The sequence below is a fragment of the Paenibacillus sp. FSL R7-0333 genome, assembly GCF_038000365.1.
In the GTDB taxonomy this organism is placed as follows: domain Bacteria; phylum Bacillota; class Bacilli; order Paenibacillales; family Paenibacillaceae; genus Paenibacillus_AQ; species Paenibacillus_AQ silagei.
Genome location: NZ_JBBOBZ010000001.1, coordinates 6,728,789 through 6,744,995 on the forward strand (window position 1 = coordinate 6,728,789; position 16,207 = coordinate 6,744,995).

Annotated in this window: 32 protein-coding genes and 1 tRNA gene; all 33 read right to left on the reverse strand. The window is 46.7% G+C overall.

Annotation, left to right across the window (positions count from 1 at the left end; translation table 11 throughout):
- Positions 1–6 precede the first annotated feature (6 nt).
- Complete coding sequence (locus MKY86_RS28725; RefSeq protein ID WP_076080027.1) at positions 7–942, reverse strand: hypothetical protein; 936 nt, start codon at positions 940–942, stop codon at positions 7–9.
- Positions 943–1,027: 85 nt separating this feature from the next.
- A complete protein-coding gene (locus MKY86_RS28730) occupies positions 1,028–3,103 on the reverse strand; it encodes a portal protein (protein WP_076080026.1) in 2,076 nt (691 codons plus the stop codon).
- A 12-nt stretch (positions 3,104–3,115) separates the two neighbouring features.
- The gene (locus tag MKY86_RS28735) at positions 3,116–3,331 is read right to left on the reverse strand and encodes a hypothetical protein (RefSeq protein WP_076080025.1); all 216 of its coding nucleotides are present in this window, start codon (positions 3,329–3,331) and stop codon (positions 3,116–3,118) included.
- Position 3,332: 1 nt separating this feature from the next.
- On the reverse strand, positions 3,333–4,787 hold the full coding sequence (locus MKY86_RS28740; RefSeq protein WP_076080024.1) for a phage terminase large subunit: 1,455 nt from the start codon (positions 4,785–4,787) through the stop codon (positions 3,333–3,335).
- Entirely contained in the window at positions 4,784–5,182 is a 399-nt protein-coding gene (locus MKY86_RS28745) for a terminase small subunit (RefSeq protein WP_076080023.1), read from the reverse strand. Before MKY86_RS28745 ends, MKY86_RS28740 begins: the two co-directional genes overlap by 4 nt.
- A gap of 68 nt (positions 5,183–5,250) precedes the next feature.
- Positions 5,251–5,430 (reverse strand): hypothetical protein, encoded by a 180-nt coding sequence (locus MKY86_RS28750; protein ID WP_076080022.1) that lies wholly within the window; start codon positions 5,428–5,430, stop codon positions 5,251–5,253.
- Positions 5,431–5,863: 433 nt separating this feature from the next.
- Positions 5,864–5,934 (reverse strand) — tRNA-Trp (locus MKY86_RS28755).
- A 187-nt stretch (positions 5,935–6,121) separates the two neighbouring features.
- The gene (locus tag MKY86_RS28760) at positions 6,122–6,559 is read right to left on the reverse strand and encodes a sigma factor-like helix-turn-helix DNA-binding protein (protein ID WP_076080021.1); all 438 of its coding nucleotides are present in this window, start codon (positions 6,557–6,559) and stop codon (positions 6,122–6,124) included.
- The gene (locus tag MKY86_RS28765) at positions 6,519–6,776 is read right to left on the reverse strand and encodes a hypothetical protein (RefSeq protein WP_076080020.1); all 258 of its coding nucleotides are present in this window, start codon (positions 6,774–6,776) and stop codon (positions 6,519–6,521) included. The genes MKY86_RS28760 and MKY86_RS28765 overlap by 41 nt, the downstream gene beginning before the upstream one ends.
- 27 nt (positions 6,777–6,803) lie before the next feature.
- Positions 6,804–7,826: a hypothetical protein gene (locus MKY86_RS28770; protein ID WP_076080019.1), complete on the reverse strand. Its 1,023-nt coding sequence runs from the start codon at positions 7,824–7,826 to the stop codon at positions 6,804–6,806.
- A 118-nt stretch (positions 7,827–7,944) separates the two neighbouring features.
- On the reverse strand, positions 7,945–8,142 hold the full coding sequence (locus MKY86_RS28775; protein WP_076080018.1) for a hypothetical protein: 198 nt from the start codon (positions 8,140–8,142) through the stop codon (positions 7,945–7,947).
- On the reverse strand, positions 8,139–8,483 hold the full coding sequence (locus MKY86_RS28780; protein WP_076080017.1) for a DUF1064 domain-containing protein: 345 nt from the start codon (positions 8,481–8,483) through the stop codon (positions 8,139–8,141). Before MKY86_RS28780 ends, MKY86_RS28775 begins: the two co-directional genes overlap by 4 nt.
- Positions 8,484–8,692: 209 nt before the next feature.
- Positions 8,693–9,013 (reverse strand): hypothetical protein, encoded by a 321-nt coding sequence (locus MKY86_RS28785; RefSeq protein ID WP_076080015.1) that lies wholly within the window; start codon positions 9,011–9,013, stop codon positions 8,693–8,695.
- Entirely contained in the window at positions 9,010–9,258 is a 249-nt protein-coding gene (locus MKY86_RS28790; protein WP_076080014.1) for a hypothetical protein, read from the reverse strand. Before MKY86_RS28790 ends, MKY86_RS28785 begins: the two co-directional genes overlap by 4 nt.
- Before the next feature lie 275 nt (positions 9,259–9,533).
- Entirely contained in the window at positions 9,534–9,818 is a 285-nt protein-coding gene (locus MKY86_RS28795; protein ID WP_076080012.1) for a hypothetical protein, read from the reverse strand.
- A gap of 20 nt (positions 9,819–9,838) precedes the next feature.
- Positions 9,839–10,288 (reverse strand): hypothetical protein, encoded by a 450-nt coding sequence (locus MKY86_RS28800; protein ID WP_076080011.1) that lies wholly within the window; start codon positions 10,286–10,288, stop codon positions 9,839–9,841.
- Between the two features lie 15 nt (positions 10,289–10,303).
- Positions 10,304–10,483: a hypothetical protein gene (locus tag MKY86_RS28805; protein WP_076080010.1), complete on the reverse strand. Its 180-nt coding sequence runs from the start codon at positions 10,481–10,483 to the stop codon at positions 10,304–10,306.
- Positions 10,483–10,887, reverse strand: a complete 405-nt coding sequence (locus MKY86_RS28810) for a YopX family protein (protein WP_076080009.1) — start codon at positions 10,885–10,887, stop codon at positions 10,483–10,485. Before MKY86_RS28810 ends, MKY86_RS28805 begins: the two co-directional genes overlap by 1 nt.
- 44 nt (positions 10,888–10,931) lie before the next feature.
- Positions 10,932–11,315: a spore protein H gene (locus MKY86_RS28815; RefSeq protein ID WP_143803762.1), complete on the reverse strand. Its 384-nt coding sequence runs from the start codon at positions 11,313–11,315 to the stop codon at positions 10,932–10,934.
- 14 nt (positions 11,316–11,329) lie between these two features.
- Positions 11,330–11,683: a hypothetical protein gene (locus MKY86_RS28820; protein ID WP_076080008.1), complete on the reverse strand. Its 354-nt coding sequence runs from the start codon at positions 11,681–11,683 to the stop codon at positions 11,330–11,332.
- The gene (locus MKY86_RS28825) at positions 11,680–11,886 is read right to left on the reverse strand and encodes a hypothetical protein (protein WP_076080007.1); all 207 of its coding nucleotides are present in this window, start codon (positions 11,884–11,886) and stop codon (positions 11,680–11,682) included. Before MKY86_RS28825 ends, MKY86_RS28820 begins: the two co-directional genes overlap by 4 nt.
- The gene (locus tag MKY86_RS28830; RefSeq protein ID WP_076080006.1) at positions 11,883–12,059 is read right to left on the reverse strand and encodes a DUF3797 domain-containing protein; all 177 of its coding nucleotides are present in this window, start codon (positions 12,057–12,059) and stop codon (positions 11,883–11,885) included. The genes MKY86_RS28825 and MKY86_RS28830 overlap by 4 nt, the downstream gene beginning before the upstream one ends.
- Entirely contained in the window at positions 12,059–12,691 is a 633-nt protein-coding gene (locus MKY86_RS28835) for a hypothetical protein (RefSeq protein ID WP_340827632.1), read from the reverse strand. Before MKY86_RS28835 ends, MKY86_RS28830 begins: the two co-directional genes overlap by 1 nt.
- Before the next feature lie 13 nt (positions 12,692–12,704).
- Positions 12,705–13,013 (reverse strand): hypothetical protein, encoded by a 309-nt coding sequence (locus tag MKY86_RS28840; protein WP_076080005.1) that lies wholly within the window; start codon positions 13,011–13,013, stop codon positions 12,705–12,707.
- A 56-nt stretch (positions 13,014–13,069) separates the two neighbouring features.
- A complete protein-coding gene (locus tag MKY86_RS28845) occupies positions 13,070–13,228 on the reverse strand; it encodes a hypothetical protein (protein ID WP_340827633.1) in 159 nt (52 codons plus the stop codon).
- 141 nt (positions 13,229–13,369) lie between these two features.
- Entirely contained in the window at positions 13,370–13,810 is a 441-nt protein-coding gene (locus MKY86_RS28850; RefSeq protein ID WP_340827634.1) for a hypothetical protein, read from the reverse strand.
- Between the two features lie 38 nt (positions 13,811–13,848).
- Positions 13,849–14,229, reverse strand: coding sequence for a hypothetical protein (locus MKY86_RS28855; RefSeq protein ID WP_076080004.1), 381 nt, complete (start codon positions 14,227–14,229; stop codon positions 13,849–13,851).
- Positions 14,219–14,659 carry a hypothetical protein gene (locus MKY86_RS28860; RefSeq protein WP_076080003.1) on the reverse strand — a complete coding sequence of 147 codons (441 nt, stop codon included), beginning with the start codon at positions 14,657–14,659 and terminating at the stop codon, positions 14,219–14,221. Before MKY86_RS28860 ends, MKY86_RS28855 begins: the two co-directional genes overlap by 11 nt.
- Positions 14,656–14,955, reverse strand: coding sequence for a hypothetical protein (locus MKY86_RS28865; RefSeq protein WP_076080002.1), 300 nt, complete (start codon positions 14,953–14,955; stop codon positions 14,656–14,658). The genes MKY86_RS28860 and MKY86_RS28865 overlap by 4 nt, the downstream gene beginning before the upstream one ends.
- Complete coding sequence (locus tag MKY86_RS28870) at positions 14,952–15,239, reverse strand: hypothetical protein (protein ID WP_076080001.1); 288 nt, start codon at positions 15,237–15,239, stop codon at positions 14,952–14,954. The genes MKY86_RS28865 and MKY86_RS28870 overlap by 4 nt, the downstream gene beginning before the upstream one ends.
- On the reverse strand, positions 15,232–15,507 hold the full coding sequence (locus tag MKY86_RS28875; RefSeq protein WP_143803760.1) for a hypothetical protein: 276 nt from the start codon (positions 15,505–15,507) through the stop codon (positions 15,232–15,234). Before MKY86_RS28875 ends, MKY86_RS28870 begins: the two co-directional genes overlap by 8 nt.
- A 40-nt stretch (positions 15,508–15,547) precedes the next feature.
- Entirely contained in the window at positions 15,548–15,820 is a 273-nt protein-coding gene (locus MKY86_RS28880) for a hypothetical protein (protein WP_076079999.1), read from the reverse strand.
- Positions 15,821–16,028: 208 nt separating this feature from the next.
- Complete coding sequence (locus MKY86_RS28885) at positions 16,029–16,199, reverse strand: hypothetical protein (RefSeq protein ID WP_340827636.1); 171 nt, start codon at positions 16,197–16,199, stop codon at positions 16,029–16,031.
- Positions 16,200–16,207 lie beyond the last annotated feature (8 nt).

The following is a 16,207-nucleotide window of genomic DNA, read 5'->3' on the forward strand; positions in this document are numbered from 1 at the left end:
ATTACCTCACTTCTTAATGTATTTTTTTGCTGCATTTGGATTAAGGCCAAATTCAATAAAGGCCGCCGCTTTTTCTGGCGGAACTTCCGGTTCAGTATCCACTCTGCTTTCACCTTCAACCCGTGACCGTTTGTTGAGCCGTTGCTGCTTAATCACATCTTGTTCTGTGCGTTTCCGCTCATCAGCGATGATCTTGTCGCTGTAAACCAGACGGTACGCGTCAATGGGGTCATAATTCCTGTCATTTACCAGTCGCTGCATCTCTGGAGTAAACCAAGGAGCAGCAGAACCATCATCTGGAAGGTCGTCTGTTAAATGCGGGTATTTTGCAAATAGATCCTGCCAACTCTGAAGTTTTGCCTGTTCTGCTTGCTGCTGCTGTTGTACAGATTGCGACGTTTTTTCGCGTTCCAATACTTCATTTGCATGCGCAATTACCGGGTTATTGTCCAGCCACTCATCAAGTAGAGCAGGGTCAATTCCGGCGTTTTCCGCTTCTTCTCGAAGTTGTTGGCGCATTGAGGTGAATGCATCCTCTTTTTGTTTAGCTGCTTGCTGTTCAAGCGTGTCTAAGTTAGTGAGGTAATCATCCACCTTGTCATACCCTGCGAGTTTGGCAGCTCGTGTCAGAGCTGACTCATATTTCGTCTTACGCTCACGCTCCTTATCCAGGGCCAAACCACGCTCTAATAGATCGTCGATCTGGTCTTCTGGTATTTCTACTTCCTTTTTATTGAACTTCACTTTGCGGACGTTTTTTTGTTCCTCTGTGGCAGGAGGACTTTGCTCCGCATCTTCTTCAACTTCTTCAATGGTTTCTGGCGCTGTTGGAGTGGTATTTTTTATTCCAAACGACTCGCGCACGGCTGCTATTTCTGGGCTGATTTCCTGTTCCGGTTGAACTTCCTCGCTCTGGCTGGCTGGTTGTTCAAAGTCTGACATGGTATTTCCTCCTTATCGAATATGCCCTATGGCTGGGGCCGGTAATGGCAATAGAAAAGGCCGGGGGATTCTCACCCACGGCCTGCTATGCTGGTTGTTTTTGAAGCGCTGCGGCTGCTTTCGCGGCATCGATATCCATCTTTTGTTGTTGCATATTGCGGTCAAACATCTTGTCGTCTTGTTGCTGCTGGTTTTGCTGTTCGCTTGCCTGACCTAATTGATCTTGCAGCGCCTGATTTTCTGCTTGCAACTGTGCGAACTGCTCTTTCATCTGCTGCTGTTGCTGCTGAATGCCTGCGGATTCTTTGATACGCGCTTCTATGACGCTCATTGGCTCCATACGTCCGTACTGGACAGTGTACCGTACCGCCTCAGCGTCGATCATAGGTAACTGGGTGATAGGATCAATCATCTGTAACATATTGAATGCCATTTGCACCCAGTACTCGCGGTCAATTGGCTTGTCGGCGCTGATGTTTACCTTGATGTCAAATTCAGGTACATATTCCTCTTCCACATCCAGCATGGTATCAACACCAGATTCATCTGGAACTTTAACCTGTGCTGAAACTTTGTTGACTAAACTATCCCTACTCATGGATACCTGTCTGCCTGTTACCCGAGCGATTCGCTCCGATGTGTAAAACTGTGCGATCAGTTCAATGTACTGCTTGAATACCTCTTCTAGAGCCGATTGGATAGCATCCGTTACCGTATTCAGGCGAGTACTGGCGGCAGATATTAAAGCCTTTGCTTGCTCTCCGCTGGTGATATTACTGGACGATTGACCATTAGCGCTATCAAATTGTCCAGGTATCTTTTGGAGCATTGTTAAATAGTGTTGGATCATATTGAATACCGTGGTCGGCACATCAACACCCTGTAGTTCTTTTATCGTGTTGCCTGAGATTGCCCCGGAAGCCGTAGGAAGCATTGCACCAGGAATAGCTCTTATTGCTTTCCATGTGCTAACCTGGTTTGGATTGATAGCGCCTTCTTCGTACATGATTCCGGCGTTCCCTTGCTTGGACATGGTTTCTACCGCAAGTTCAGCAAATTTATTGAGCATTATTTGCGGTTTGACCATATCCCTCATGAAGCCCTTACCCCAAATACTACCTTCGATTGGGAACAATGTCCGGGCTGAGAATGGGTATTGTCCGTGGTCATACACATACGCTTTATGCTCCAAAAACACGCCACTGGATGATTTATAGATGCAATGCACTCCTGACATCGTACCTCCAGCTTTAGCGAGTGCCTCCGATGGATCTTTACCAGCACCCATTAAGGTTGTCGCTTGTTCCTCAAATAGCTCCTTATCCTCTTCCGTCACCATCTTAGGCAGCCCACGGTACCAGTATTCGATAAGCCCTGCTGTCCGCGATTGTGTTGATTCATTGCGCGTGTGTGTAGTGTTAAACCTGTCTGAGCTGCCGGTATTGTTGAATATTTGAGTATCATTGGCATCCATATCAGGCATCACCTTTTTACCCTGTTTAGGCCATCTTTCCTTGAAGTACTCCATGGTCTGACGAGTATTAATGATGATTGCGCCCATCTTCTGAAGGTTGATAAAGTCCAGTATCCGAGGGTCTGGGAAGAAAGATCCTAGTTCAACCGGTATAATGTCGTTTTGTCCATCGTATCTGTTTTTACCCCGTCCACCCTCAACCGTAGGATCATAGATGGTTTTAAACACTAAAGGACCGTGAATAATGCTTGTTCTCACGGCCCTTACATATTTATCTCTAAAGTTAATTTTTCGTAGATCAAACGGGATGAAGTCGTTAAGGTCCTGAGCCTTTTGTTCATCTCCTGGCTCCTGTGCTTCAAAGTCAGGCGCTGGGTCCCATCCAGTAACTTTACCAACTATAGAATCAATCTGAGCTCCCGCGATATTGTCCGTGTTGCTAGGCCTTTCCTTGATTTCAAAGTCAGGTCGCAGCCCATGCCAGTGATCGCCAGCGTATATTAGCTGCTCCAGTCTCCATTGAGCCTCTATTCCTTGGCGGTTCTCTTTGTACACTTGATAGTCGCCATCTACCATTGTCACGAGTTCCTGCTGTTCAGGAGTATTTAAGGGTTCAACGGTTGGAAGATTCTCGCCTGATCCAAATATACCAGTAAGCGCGTCCTTAGCCTTCTCCAAGAGTGTCATCTATTCACCTCCTCACTGACTGAATTCATTTAAATCTACATCGCTGGCCCAGCTTTGGCGTTTAGGCTTTGGCGGCTCCGGTTCAGGAGGTCTGTCGATCATTTTGTACTCACGGTAATCCTTCGCCATGAGTTTGTTTGTCAGGTCATTGATTGTATCTTGCTGCTTTTTGCAGATATAAATGATTCCGATGTACGCTATTCCAGCAAATACCGAAAATGTAAGCATGTCACCACCTACCCCATCCACTTTGAGTTGGTTCCTTAAAATCATCTTCTTCAAAATCAAATGGAACTTCTTTTCTTCTGTCCGGTATAGCTGACCACGCTTTAGTGGTTACAGCCTGCGGACGGCTCATACACCAGTACCGCAACGCATCAGGCACATGGTCCAGAGGGTGAGCCGCAACATCCTCAACCATCTTGTCATCGTGTACCATGGATGGAATGGACTCGATAGCCTTTAAACATGTACTGAATATCTTAAGATTCACATGTTTATATCTCTGTCCGGTCACATGATCCAAGGTATCCACCGGATGAAGCCACTCTCTCAGGCGCTTCCATCCGTTCACACGTTCTTTCTTCGCTTGTACTAAAGGAACATTCTGGCTTGCAAATATCTCAGCAGGTGTTACATTTTCTGTTTTAGCTCTATTCCAGAAGCTAGTATCCGCCACGCTGTATTCGTATTCTTCTGCGCCACTATTCAAGCGAACCATTTCCACTTGCTCGCTGGTTAGAAGCTTGCTCTTAACAAACTCACGGTACACATATGCCGTCCCATTAGGATCAAGAGCCACCCAGAGGCACACAAACGGGTCATTGTAGCCCTCATCCATTGCCCTGTACCGTTTCCAGTCACTCGGGATATCAAACGGCTCTACAACGTGCAGAGCGCGGCTAAACTCAGCAAAGTATTGACCGGCGAATGTGTCCCAGTCTCCATCAAGCAGTTGCTTACGCTCGTTGTCCGGTAGCGACATCAACCGTGCGATGTATCCCGGGTCATTTTGCATCAGCGCAATGTTGTCCGTCACCTTTGAAGGAATGAATATCCGGTTGCGCAAAATAGGCTCTCCTGCGTTAGGAGTGCCTGGGGGATATATCAAATGATTTCCATCGTCATCAACCTCATTGACCGTGTGAACCAGTTCCCACTCACCTATGTCTATGAATCTGCGTTTCACCCATGCATGGCCTACACCGCCCGGGTTGGTCGTGCTCTTCACCGATCGCGGATAAGGCTTAGCGCCACGTAGACGAGACAGCATGTAGGTGTACCATTTCTCTTCAAACTGCGTCAACTCTTCCCACCGGATCACATCATACTCAGCGCCCTGGTAGTTCATGTAGTTGCTGTCGTTGTCCCAGTAAGCTAACTCAATGACTGATCCATTGATGAGCGTCCATTCGTGTTTTGATTGGTTGTACTTGGCTACTGCCTTCGGATATACCTGGAGCGTTCGGTTGATAATGGATCGCTGTAAGTCCGGGAATGTCCGTCTGAAGATGATCTGCCGGCTGCCCTCGTACTCTAACCCGTAGCTGAGTGCATCCCATATCGTGGACTCCGACTTCCCACCACCAGCTGCACCACCAAATAGTAGTTCGTCTATGTCCACGGCTTGGTGGTAAAGCTGCTGCCTTGGCTGTGGTTCGTAAGGTATCACGATGGTGTTCATGTGGAATCACTCTTCTTCATCTTGCTGCTGAACACAACCTGTATCGCGCCACCAGCTTCGCCAGTAACCTCAACCTTTTCCTTGAACATCCCGTAATGTTTCGCCACACTATCAAGCGCGCCCTTAGCAACTGCTGGGTCAGTGTATTCGTTACTCTCGATGATCTTTTTGTACTTTTCTAGCACCCAGCGGACACTCATGCCTGATTCTTGCTGCATTTTGTCCGTTCTTTGTCCGATTTCGTCCTGAATGTCTACATTTGACAACAACCGACTACCTGCCCGCCTTGCTGCTTCTTCGGTGCATTGATACCCGGCACGCAGATAGGCTGCTGATGCGTTCATGTCTTTCATGTACTCGTTCACGAAGTTTCTCTGCTTCTCTGTCAATGCCATTGTGTTCACCTCCCTCTAATCAATAATTTTGCACTTATTTACACATCAATTTGGTATAACACCGCATTTCAGAGCATTTTACTTGCACTAAGTGTGCTATTTTTTGTTTCTTCTCGCGCTTCAGCTGCGCAGCAATACACTTCATGCGGCTGCTTTGCTGCTTCGATGAGCATCTCGCCAATCTTCCGCATGCTTTCTGCTCTGAAGGTTACCCCACCATTACCAATATGCAGATATACCTCTTTCATCTATCTCACCACCTCGATCACTATCATCACCATCAATATAAAAGCAATGGTTAAATACCTCTCTGAATGCCTCATTGCGGCCCCCGTTTCACTGGGTAATTCGGTCGAATCGATGGCGGCTATGCCGCAAAACAAAAAGAGCAACGGCGATATACCGTCACTCTCTTGTGTGTCAAAGGTAGGTTGGACCCCACTGCCGCATTCTGGACGAATCCTCCTGCTCGACATTCCCCGTCGGAACTTCGACATATTGTGATGTGGCTGGACTTATTACGCAGGCTGGGCATGTGTGATCTGCTGCCAGTACGCGACACAATAGATTGAGTGCCCACAATCACTGAGTGCGCGTTTGCTTCCACATCATATATGTGCAACCCATCCCCAACATCGAAGTGTGCGCATTAGCGCGTTATGGATGGGTGTTGCTGATGTACACCGAAGGATGGAATCGAACCACCAGTCACGGTTTTGGAGACCGTTGGTTTGCCATTAACCGACTTCGATAAAATGTAGCGCCAGCCGAAGCCTGCGCCAAGGAGTGAACCATCCAAGTGAGATGAAAGTTACAAGAAACAGAGTGGGCGACGACTGCGCAAGTAGCTATCTGCCGCCCATGCTCACGTTCCTTATAGTACTATTTTATCATTTCGTATGGGGAATTTGTGGGCAATAATGGGGAAGGAATGGGTAATTACGCCGAAGGCTTGAGGTCTTCAAACATGTGGTCCAGGTTGTTGATCTCCATGTAATCCTGACTGATCGGCAGTAGAGCTTTACATAGGCTGTTGATGGCCTTTTTGTGCTGCGTGGATACTGTCTTACGGTCCTTGTGCAGCTTATCGGCAATCTCACCAAGGTTTAGCCGGTTACGTTCCATGTACTTGTCACGGATGATTGAACGCTGTTCGTCACTCAGTACAAAGTCCACAGCCGATTCCAGCAGTCCTACAACACGTGTGTATCTTTCCCGGTCATACCATGTATTGTAGTTGCTGATGTGCAGTGGCTTTCGTTCTGCGTACACGTTGCGGTTGGTGTATCTTGCTTCTTGCTCTCCTCCAAGGTTCATTAACGCAAACTTGTAGGATCTATAATCTGCCAGCAGTTTGATTACTGTGTTGTTGTCCATGTTCTCCCTCCTTCAGTGGTTCGGTTGTGATAAAAGCTACCTCTCTGAATCCTTCAATACGCCTGTATACTTCACTCGTCCGGCCAAGCGCCTTTTTGGTTGCCCTATTGATCGACCATCCTTGGCGTTCTTCGTCATAGTAGATAAGCACATGCTCATTCTTGCATATAACTAGCATGGATTCTTCCGGCTTCATGCTGCTGTGCTTGATGATCATGTGCTCATCTCCTACTCATTTATTTTCTTAAGCAGCCGCTCTAATGGATTCAATTTCGGCGACTCTGGCTTTGAGTTCTTCAAATTCTTCGCGCGTAACTGTCGATCCAGCCACTGTTGGTGCCTCAGTAGCCAATCCAGACTCTGCGGCGTTTTCTTCTTCGTCACGAAAGGCAGGTACAGTGATAGTTACGTCGCTACCCACGGGAACATCGCTCGTATGATCTTCTTCAACAACGGCTGCGGTTCGAAACGATGGCGCTTCTTCGCTGGTCACCACCCGGTATCTCCCTTTCATGGCTGATGGATTATTAAGATCACCAGTCATGGTGAAGTACGGTATTTCAATGGTTTCATCTGTTGCAGCCAGTTCTGCCAAGTAGGTGTCCCGGCGAATATCATCTTTCCAGCGGATGTTGTAGATAACCGGCTTGGCTTCTTCTTCCTTCTGCCGTTGCTCCAGCCATTTCTCATGTGCTGATCTCACATCTACTTCCTCCACCTTCACCGCAGCAGCTGCGCCGATGGCAATTTCCTTACGAAGATCATCCACTTGGCTGTTCAATCGTGCTGTCTCAGCCTTTTCTTCATCCAACAGACGGCTTGCATTTGCCAAACGAGTATTCAAATCGCTAATTTCCAGATTCTGAACACTCAGGTCATGAGAGAGCTCTTCTTTTTCCTGTTGCAGCTTATCGTTCTTCTCTTGCAGCGCGGTAATTGTAGCTTCCAATGTTTTAATATTGGATATTTCAGCCTGCTTCATCTTTGATACTGCGCTTTGAATCACAGCATTAACGTATTCATAAGACGCACTGGCCTTTTCTTCTGTGTAGTTCACAAATAAATCCTTAGGATCCACGCCTTCGAAGTCCAGGCTGTCCATAAACTTGGCGACCTCGCTGGTGACTGTCTCTTGCTCAGCAGCCTTCGAACGTTCCTCCAGTTCTAATTCAGCGATGCGGTTCGATATCCGGTTAAACTCATCCCCCGGTGGGAGTTCTGCTATTCTCGCCTTCAATTCTTGCAGTGTCGCCGTTGTCAAATCCATTTATTTCACCCTTTCGACTCATATACGTTCATATTATTGATTATTACCTATATTATACACTATTTCCCGCGACTATTGTACTAATTTCTTTCGTTTTCTTACGTTTACTCCACTTTAATCATGCCGATTTTAGATCAATCCCTCCTTTTTGCAGCAGCTTGCACCCTTCGGTGTATATGACCACTGGAGGCTCATACAGCGCTCTTAAGCTCCGCTGGTGTGTTTGCTTGTCCAAGGTGATGATCGTGCCTCTATGGGCTCCACAGTCGTCTATTAGCTCGTATGTGTTGCCTAGGTTGATCCATGCTGCTCTCATGCGCTGACCTCCTTGATATACAAATCAGGGTACAAGTTCATGAACAGTTTTTTCTTGATCCGGTAAACCTCCGTCTTAACTCCTTTCACGTCCTCGATCTCCTGGTGACCGTCTGCATAGGTTACTAGAAAATCCGCCTTGTACCTGATAGCTTGTACGCGCTCGCCTGTGGCCTCATGTTTGAATCCGGGCATTAATACATATGATGGCTGCAAAACGATGTCTGTGACCTCTCCAGCGCGTTTCAGCAGCATTAACTCGCGATACCTCTGTGCCTCCGCTTTCGAATCGAACCGAATACCGTCAACTTGCGTCTTTTTTGCTCCGTACTTGCTTCGCATCCTTCCCCTCCCCTTTCTTCTTGAAGCCCCGAAAATGATTCCCCGTCTTGCGTAGTGGCATCTTAGGTGGGCCGTACTTCGCGATTACCTCAGCTAACTGTTCCTCACTTAACACATACGTAGTGTCTCTGGTGTCCCATCTGCTGGTGTCTACTAGGTTGGGATAGGTGGGGTTGATAGGTGTTATCGAACGGTGTCTCTTTACTCCACTACTCATCTTTGATGACCTCCAGTTTGTCTAAACGGTAATAGCCACGTGGTTCCCAGTGAGAGACTCGTTTATCGTAGTCAGGAAAGCTACAATGTGCTCTGAGCCCACTTTTAGCGATTTCATGCACCACACCTATTCCGTAATGTGGATTTCCCTTATGTCGTATCTTATCCCCCGGCTTGATGTCTGGCTGTACTGGTGGTGTGGGGTCAAAGGTGCCGGCATTAATTTGATAAGTAAGTCTTTGTACTTCTTCTTCAAAATCTTCAAATTCTCCACTGATCCATTCCAGTAGTTCATCTGCGTCTATCAGTTTCATGGTCTGTCTTCCTCCCCTACCCGCCCTTTGGCCCATTGAGAAAATGAATCCATGCTGATCACGTTTTCTTCTCCTGCATATGCACCCTTAACTTGCTTGAATCTCACACCATAAGGATAAATCCATTCGAATCTAGGGTGCCGAAGACGCTCTCCGATTTCAAGCACCTCTCTGGATGAATATGATCGGTTCCCCGTTTTCCCGTTATGGTAGGTTACGCCTACTTGGATATCTGCTTTTTTCACTTGTCTTCCTCCCCTGGTAGGTTGATATGGGCGTAGTGAGTGACATTATTCAGACCTACATTTCCCACCATCCACCCTTTTCTGCTGTCTAAATACGCACACCATGGGTGTGTTCCACTTGAGATAACAAAGTAGTCTTTAAATGATTGCGGTGGATTCGCTGGGTCGTATTCTATCCATTTGATCATAGGTTTGTTGTTCCTTTCTTTATGGGGAGCCAGACCTGTTCCGGCCCCCGTAAACTGGGTGATTCGGTCGAATCGGAGCCCTTCGGCCTATGACTTCAGATGGTCCTGTACCCGTGTTTTCGGCAGCCGCATTACTGCGAACGCTCCGAAGTCTGTAAGCGCACCTTCACCTTGGATGGCATCCTCAGGTATCCAAATCTCGCATTTGATCCGATGATACCCCTTGTGCTTACCTGACTTACTGGGTGCGTGCATTGACATCTTCCCACTAAACGGCGCCATAACCATGAGCGAATCATCGTACTCGTCTTTTATCTGCTCTACTGCCGTTTTTACACTATCAGGCGAAATATCGAAAAATGCTGTCTTCATATCCTCTTCTCCCCCTCAATTCATGATATCGCTGCGAGCATTTCTTCCAGTTCGTCCTTCAAATTTCTAACGCAGTCTTTCATCGTATGGCTGAGGTAACATCCCGTCTCTTTATACCGGGAATATTCTGCAACCACCTCATGCACTGCATATGTGTACCCGCACCGGATGATATAATTCATGATTCGCAAGGAAGGCTCTGTTTCAGCATCAAACTTGCGCTGCTGCTCACGCCGTTCATATTCTGTAATGCAGGCTGACGCTATTACTTCTTCCGCTTCAAAGTCGATCACAGCATAATGTGGAACAACTAAGAACTCTTTTCCACATTCTGTACATCTGGGATTAGCGAAGGAGTATACCCCTCTTTTTTCATCCGTTCGCATGTCCTTGAAATCAAAGTCGGCGTTTTCGAACACTACGAACCCTTTGCAGCCCGGAACATTACAATGATGCGCTTCTATGCTCATATCCTCTTCTCCCCCTTATACCTCTGCTATTAAATCATCAATTTTTTGAATGGATTCTTTCACTTCAAATGATCCGTTAGTAGTGTGAATCATGGTATGTGTTTTGCGAGAAATTTCTGTATAAGCAACCAATTGATCTATATTTACGCTTAATGTATGTCCGTTTGGTTCGCTCAGTTTTATGAACTTTGCCATCAATTGTCATCTCCTCTTGCCTCTAGCAGCTCGGGATTTTCATATATTGAACCTATGACTTCGGACTGAACCAACTTTCCGTCTGATTCCAGCCTGTGGTAGATGCTCGGGTTTCGAGTGAACACCATGTATGCGCAATGTTCCTGCACCCATTCCACTTCACCGGCGCCGTAATCATCCTGTAGGATATCCCCTTCGTAGATCTCCCGGCCGTTCTTGTCCTGGAGTCCGGTGTATTGCATGAGTTCAAAGTCATACATCCGCAGCACATGATAACCCATACCCTCCATTTCCATGTACACGCCCAGTACCTTTGTATCAAAGTTGATCATCTCCAACTTATCCGGCTGGATCATGACACCTAATGGCTTATACCACGCCCGGAACTTAATCTCTCTGCCCATCGTGTATCCTCTCCCTTTGGGGTCTATGCCCCCTAAATTAGCCCTTACGCACCTTTTGGCAATATACCTTTCAGCAGTAGCCTTTGATCCGTTTGGCCGTTCCTTGCGTCTTGTAGAATGCGCTGGGCTATCTTGGCGATCTGTGGATCAAATGTGAATTTCATCTCTGCATACTGCCGGGCATTTGGATTGTCGTGATCAGCATCCTGGCATCCCTCGCGGTTTAATTGGTGCTGGAAGACTTCCGCCGTGCACCACTTTAATCCGCCCCACCCTATCCATTTATCTGAGCAGCAGGAGACTTCCTCAATCTCCCCTAGCTCTTTCTTGTTATCCCAGCAGTATTCGTCAAACTGTATACGCCACGGCTTGTAGGAGTCACCGAACATCATAGTAATGTCGCCTTCGAATTTGATTTGAACAATCAAGTGTCTATGCCCCCTTATAAGTTAAGTACCGCAATCAATGCAGCCTTACAGCGCTGTTCAGGCTTGGCGTGCAGCATTCTCCAATCATCCATAGCCAGTATCCTAGTACCGTCTCTCGGCGTTCCTACAACGTCACAGAGAGCTTTTACGTAATATCCTTCTTTTTCTAAAACCGCTATCTGTTCTTCCATTTCCCAAGTGTCTCCAATATGGTTTGAAGGATAGTAATCTTCTGCCACTCTCCATCCCTTTGGACCGCAATGGAGCATATCTCCCTCTAATCTCCAGCCCATAACGATTTGAGCGACAAACATATCCAGTTCAGGTCCTGGTTTGCGGCTGATTATCTCTTCCCTTGTGAGTGTCATTGGACACCTTCCTTTGATTCATACCAATCTTCCAAATTCTTCTCAGTCCCGTTTTCCTTTACTGCAAACCACATATAGAAATTCTGGAAGAACCATTCTTTCATGTCCTTCAGCACCTGCTCTTTGGTCGGCTCTGCTTTATATTCCTTTGAAGTAGAAACCCGAATACCGTCAACTTCGAAAATCAGAACCTTCTTGATCATTGGTTATCTCCTTCCTCAACCGTGATTTCAACTTTCCAGCCACATCTGCAGGTGCGCCGGAACGTATTTCCCTCGATATTTACCGTACCTTCTCCATTGCCAACGTATTCATTTCCGCATTCCGGGCAAGCGTTATACTTTTTAGCCAGTTCCAGCGATTTCATAATCTTCATTACTCGCTGCCCTCCTTGGGTGCTGGGGTATCTGAAATTACATCGAACCACTTTTTGTGCAGCGCAAACCCTGTGTCTAATCTTTCTTTGACCCTGTAACGATAGATACCATAACCGAACTGATTATTTGTTTCCGTTGCATCATGAATTGTATAAATCATCCCATCTTCGCGACTTTTCACTTTAGTCCATTCAGGCAATTTCTCTTCTACTGGTTGTGCTGGGGTATCTGGGTATAGGGTGGATAACATGCGCTGCAATTGTCCTAACACTACTTTCGCCGCCAGTATTTTGTCGTTCCATAGTTCAAGGTCGTTGACCGCTAGCTGCGCCGCCTCTTTTAGTTGTTGTTCCCGGGCCTCTGCTGCGTCTGCACGGGCTTTCTCAGCTGTATACTGAGTCAAGGTAGCCTCGTAGGATTGTTTGTACACCTTGGCTTCTTGGAGCCAGTAGGGAAGGGCTGCCTTGTGCTGCTGTAAGGCTTCTGCGTCAACACCTTCCCATATGGTGCTCATTAATCCGCCTCGTTGCCAATATGCTGCTGAAGTGTGATCGAGTATTAGCCATTCGGCATCCTTTACCCTCTCACACATCTCCATATCCTTTTGCCAGTCCCTCGGTGTTTGTGTCATTGGGCTTCCTCCCCTAAATTTCTTTTGCCAAGACGCACGGGAAATCCGTTTTCTGCGTCAGTAACTCTTGATATGTGTCGTACAAGTGGTCGTTTAAATCTTCGCAGCGATCGCATCCATCCTCGCAGCAAGGCACGGTTTGTACTGCAATCTCATGTGCAGTCAGCCGATAAATGTGAACAGTGATTTCCGTTTCTTCACCTTCTGCGATATCATCTACTTCCATATTTTCCATGCCGTCCGTTTCCTCAAGATATTGACCATATGCAGTATCAGCATCTTTAGCAGCAATCCAGTAATCGTTCACTTTGTATACGTTCATCGTTTGTTCCTCCCTTAGTGGGAGAGGAGGGCTGAAACCTCCTCTATTCCCTCTCGTTATTTCAGTTCAGCCATTGCGGTATCGACATCGCGAATTGCTTCTTTGCATGCTTGGATGTCCTCGTACAAATGTGTGATGCCGTCATGATAGCGAGTATTGAGCATTTGGAGACGGTTAAGCAATTGAGCTTTTTGGTTCTGCAGCCGTTCAAACATTATCTTCAACTCCTTTCATAGGATGTGGGAGAGTAGGGTTACTCCTACTCCCTAAATCTGTTTCGGCCCCCGCCTGCCGGCTGAGTTATTCAGTCGAATTGGTGGCCTCCGGCCGTATTGCATCATTCTCTCTTTCTGCGTTTATCCTTGGTATTCGACACACCGCTGGACTTCCGCAAATTCTTCAACGGGGAGTACATCTTTCGCCACCTGACACCAGTAGCCTAAATCATTGACGGCTTCAGCAAGCTCCTGTATGGCCCGTTCCTGCTCAATCTCCTCGCCATCTAATGTCCAAGTTCCGTTTTCAGCTCGTTCCAAGGTATGAGCGCCTTTCTTTTTGAGACCTACTTTAATCGGCTCTACTCTGCCTACTATTTTGGCTGTTGAGAGCATATTCTTAAGGCTTGGAACGCGATTGCAGTAGAATTCCCATTGTTCATCCAATTCCTGTGTATCCGCACCCTCAATTCGTGCTTTTTTTATGTCCTCCTTCAACTCAGGCAGCTTGATGGTTTCAATATGCAGAATCTCTTCCTTGATTTTCTCCGCTCCATCTACAGTCAAAATAACATTGCTCATTTCTATCATCCCTTCATAATTTAGTGAACTGTATGCGTCTATTGCTTAACTTCCAGCCTTTGAACAGGTATTGTTCCCCGCACAGAAAGCTCAATCTCGCCCGATTCAAATGCATGGAGGTATCTATTGATTTGATCCTGGTCATCAAATTTGTAATCGAACCCGATCCACCCAAAAATCATGTTATCTGTGCCGCAGTGAAACATGCCGCCAACCATTCGATTGTGCCGTATGCCGCCCCACGGTTTCTTTTCGCATACGGAATACCGCAGCTGCCCGAAATTATTGCGAACCATTACGAAATAGTTCTCAGAGACACCCTTTACCCGCATTAGCTTCTTCCAGTCGTTCACTCGCACGAGATTTCCGATGCTGACGGTATCCAGGATTTCTTTGGTTATGTCACCCTCATAAATCAAGTTGATCAGCTCCTTGTGATTTAAGCACCTGGGATAGTGTGATATATGCCGCCTCTGCCCTCTCTCTGGGGCTGGCGAGGTGTAAGTCAGCCGCACCTACAAGAGATAGCTCCTTCATTTCCGCAGCGTCTTGTCTATCCCATCTGACTGCAACTAAGTTACGCATGAAGTTTTCGGGATCTTTTACTATTGCTGCTGTCTGTACCTCTAGAGAGGCAGCAGCATTGCCGGAGTAGTTTGGCACTTCGTCCCATGCTTCTTCTTCGCTATCTCTGTCTTCGCCAAACTGCTCTCCTGCTTCATTGACAACTTTGAAATAGTCGTAGTTGTCAGGATCGTCTGCATAACTGAAGTCGATAACTGTGTATCCCATTAACTCCGCCAGCCGGCGGTTTAGCTCCTGGTTGCTCCATTCCTTTACTTGTGTCATGGCTGTGTCTCCCCTTCCTCATCTTCAAGTTCTTCTTGCCCCTCCCAATCCGTTGAGTTGCTTCGCCATAAATTCCGATCAACAGTCATATCTTCAAGTTCCGACTCCAGCCGGGCTATGGTCTGTTGTGCCTCTGCCAGTGCCGATCCGCTGAACATAAAATTTTTACGGAGTCTTTCGTTCTGTTGTTGTGTCTCTTCTAGAGCAGCCAGCAGCAACCCGAAATTATGTTGCATTGTGAAGTAATCCATATTTTTATATTTCTTTTTGAGTTCTTCTTTCCGTTCTGGTGTCATATCGTCTCTCCTTCGTTGTTAGAGGATGTATTAAGGGCTTTACGGGCGATATTTCCGCAATCATCGAGTATTTTGCACTCGTAATCTAAGGAATTTGGATACGGAGTCCAATTTTCTATATTCTCGTAGAACGCTAGGGCTTTGTTCTTTTCTTCTAGGAGCTCCAAAAGTAGATTCATCTCCCATACTGTCATCACTACGCCGTAGAGGTTTGGATCATCGTTGAATGACTTTACTCTCTCTTTGATGGTGTTTAGGCTTATTTGCTTATTTAGTTTATTCATGGGAACCCCCAGACCCTTTACGGCTGCCGCTGTCGCTGGGTGATTCGGTCGGGTCGAAGCCTTCAAGTTCATTTCTTCGAGTCCAGTCTGTGACTCTCCATCCGTCTCCAACAGGAATTGTCGTTTGAACAATTAAATTCACTGTCTTCATTCTCTTTTTGTGAGTACCCCAATCAATGTCAGCCCATGAACCATCTTTTGCCACTCTGCGAACAATTCCCTTGCCGCCAAACTTTGTTGTCACCCAATCAGACTTCACTATGTCCATTCCCTTCACCCTCTCACCTTCTGTGTGCCCCATAGAGCGCTTAAAATGTTACTGCTGTCCGAATCTCTTCCCTGATGCGTTCAACGTCTGCTACAAGCTCTTGGAGCGTCTGCGCCGTTGATTGCTTCACCTTCATAGTTAACACTTTCGCCATTGCACTCTCTACCGTTGGAAAGTAGCCTTTCGTGTTGTAAACTGGTCGGCCTTCCTCGCCTTCTTTCAGTGGCTTGCTAATTGCTCCTGTGTATTCTTTGAGAATAAATTGATACTCGTCTGATTCGATGTACAGATTACCTTCTACTTGTACCTTCATGGTATATTCCTCCCTATTGGTTATAACGTCTGTGTGGGGCTGTTATACGTCTCTCTGCATGTAACCACGATGGTTTTGTCATCTCCGACTGTTGACACCACTTCTACATCTGGATTTTCGTCAATCCATTTAGAATATAGTAGTGCCGTCTCATAAAAGCTGGATGCATTGTAGAACACTTTTACCTTCATCCCTGTTTCCTCCCTTGTTATGACACTTTACGCAGCCATTTTGCAGCCTTATATTCTTCGATTCCTTCCTGGATTTCTTCTCGTTCAAGTTCTGGGAATATCGGTTCCAACTGCTGTGCTCGCGGCAACAGGTGGTTAGGTAGTGCATGCTTTTTCAAATATTCGTATACATCCCATCTGCTTTTCATGTTTATCC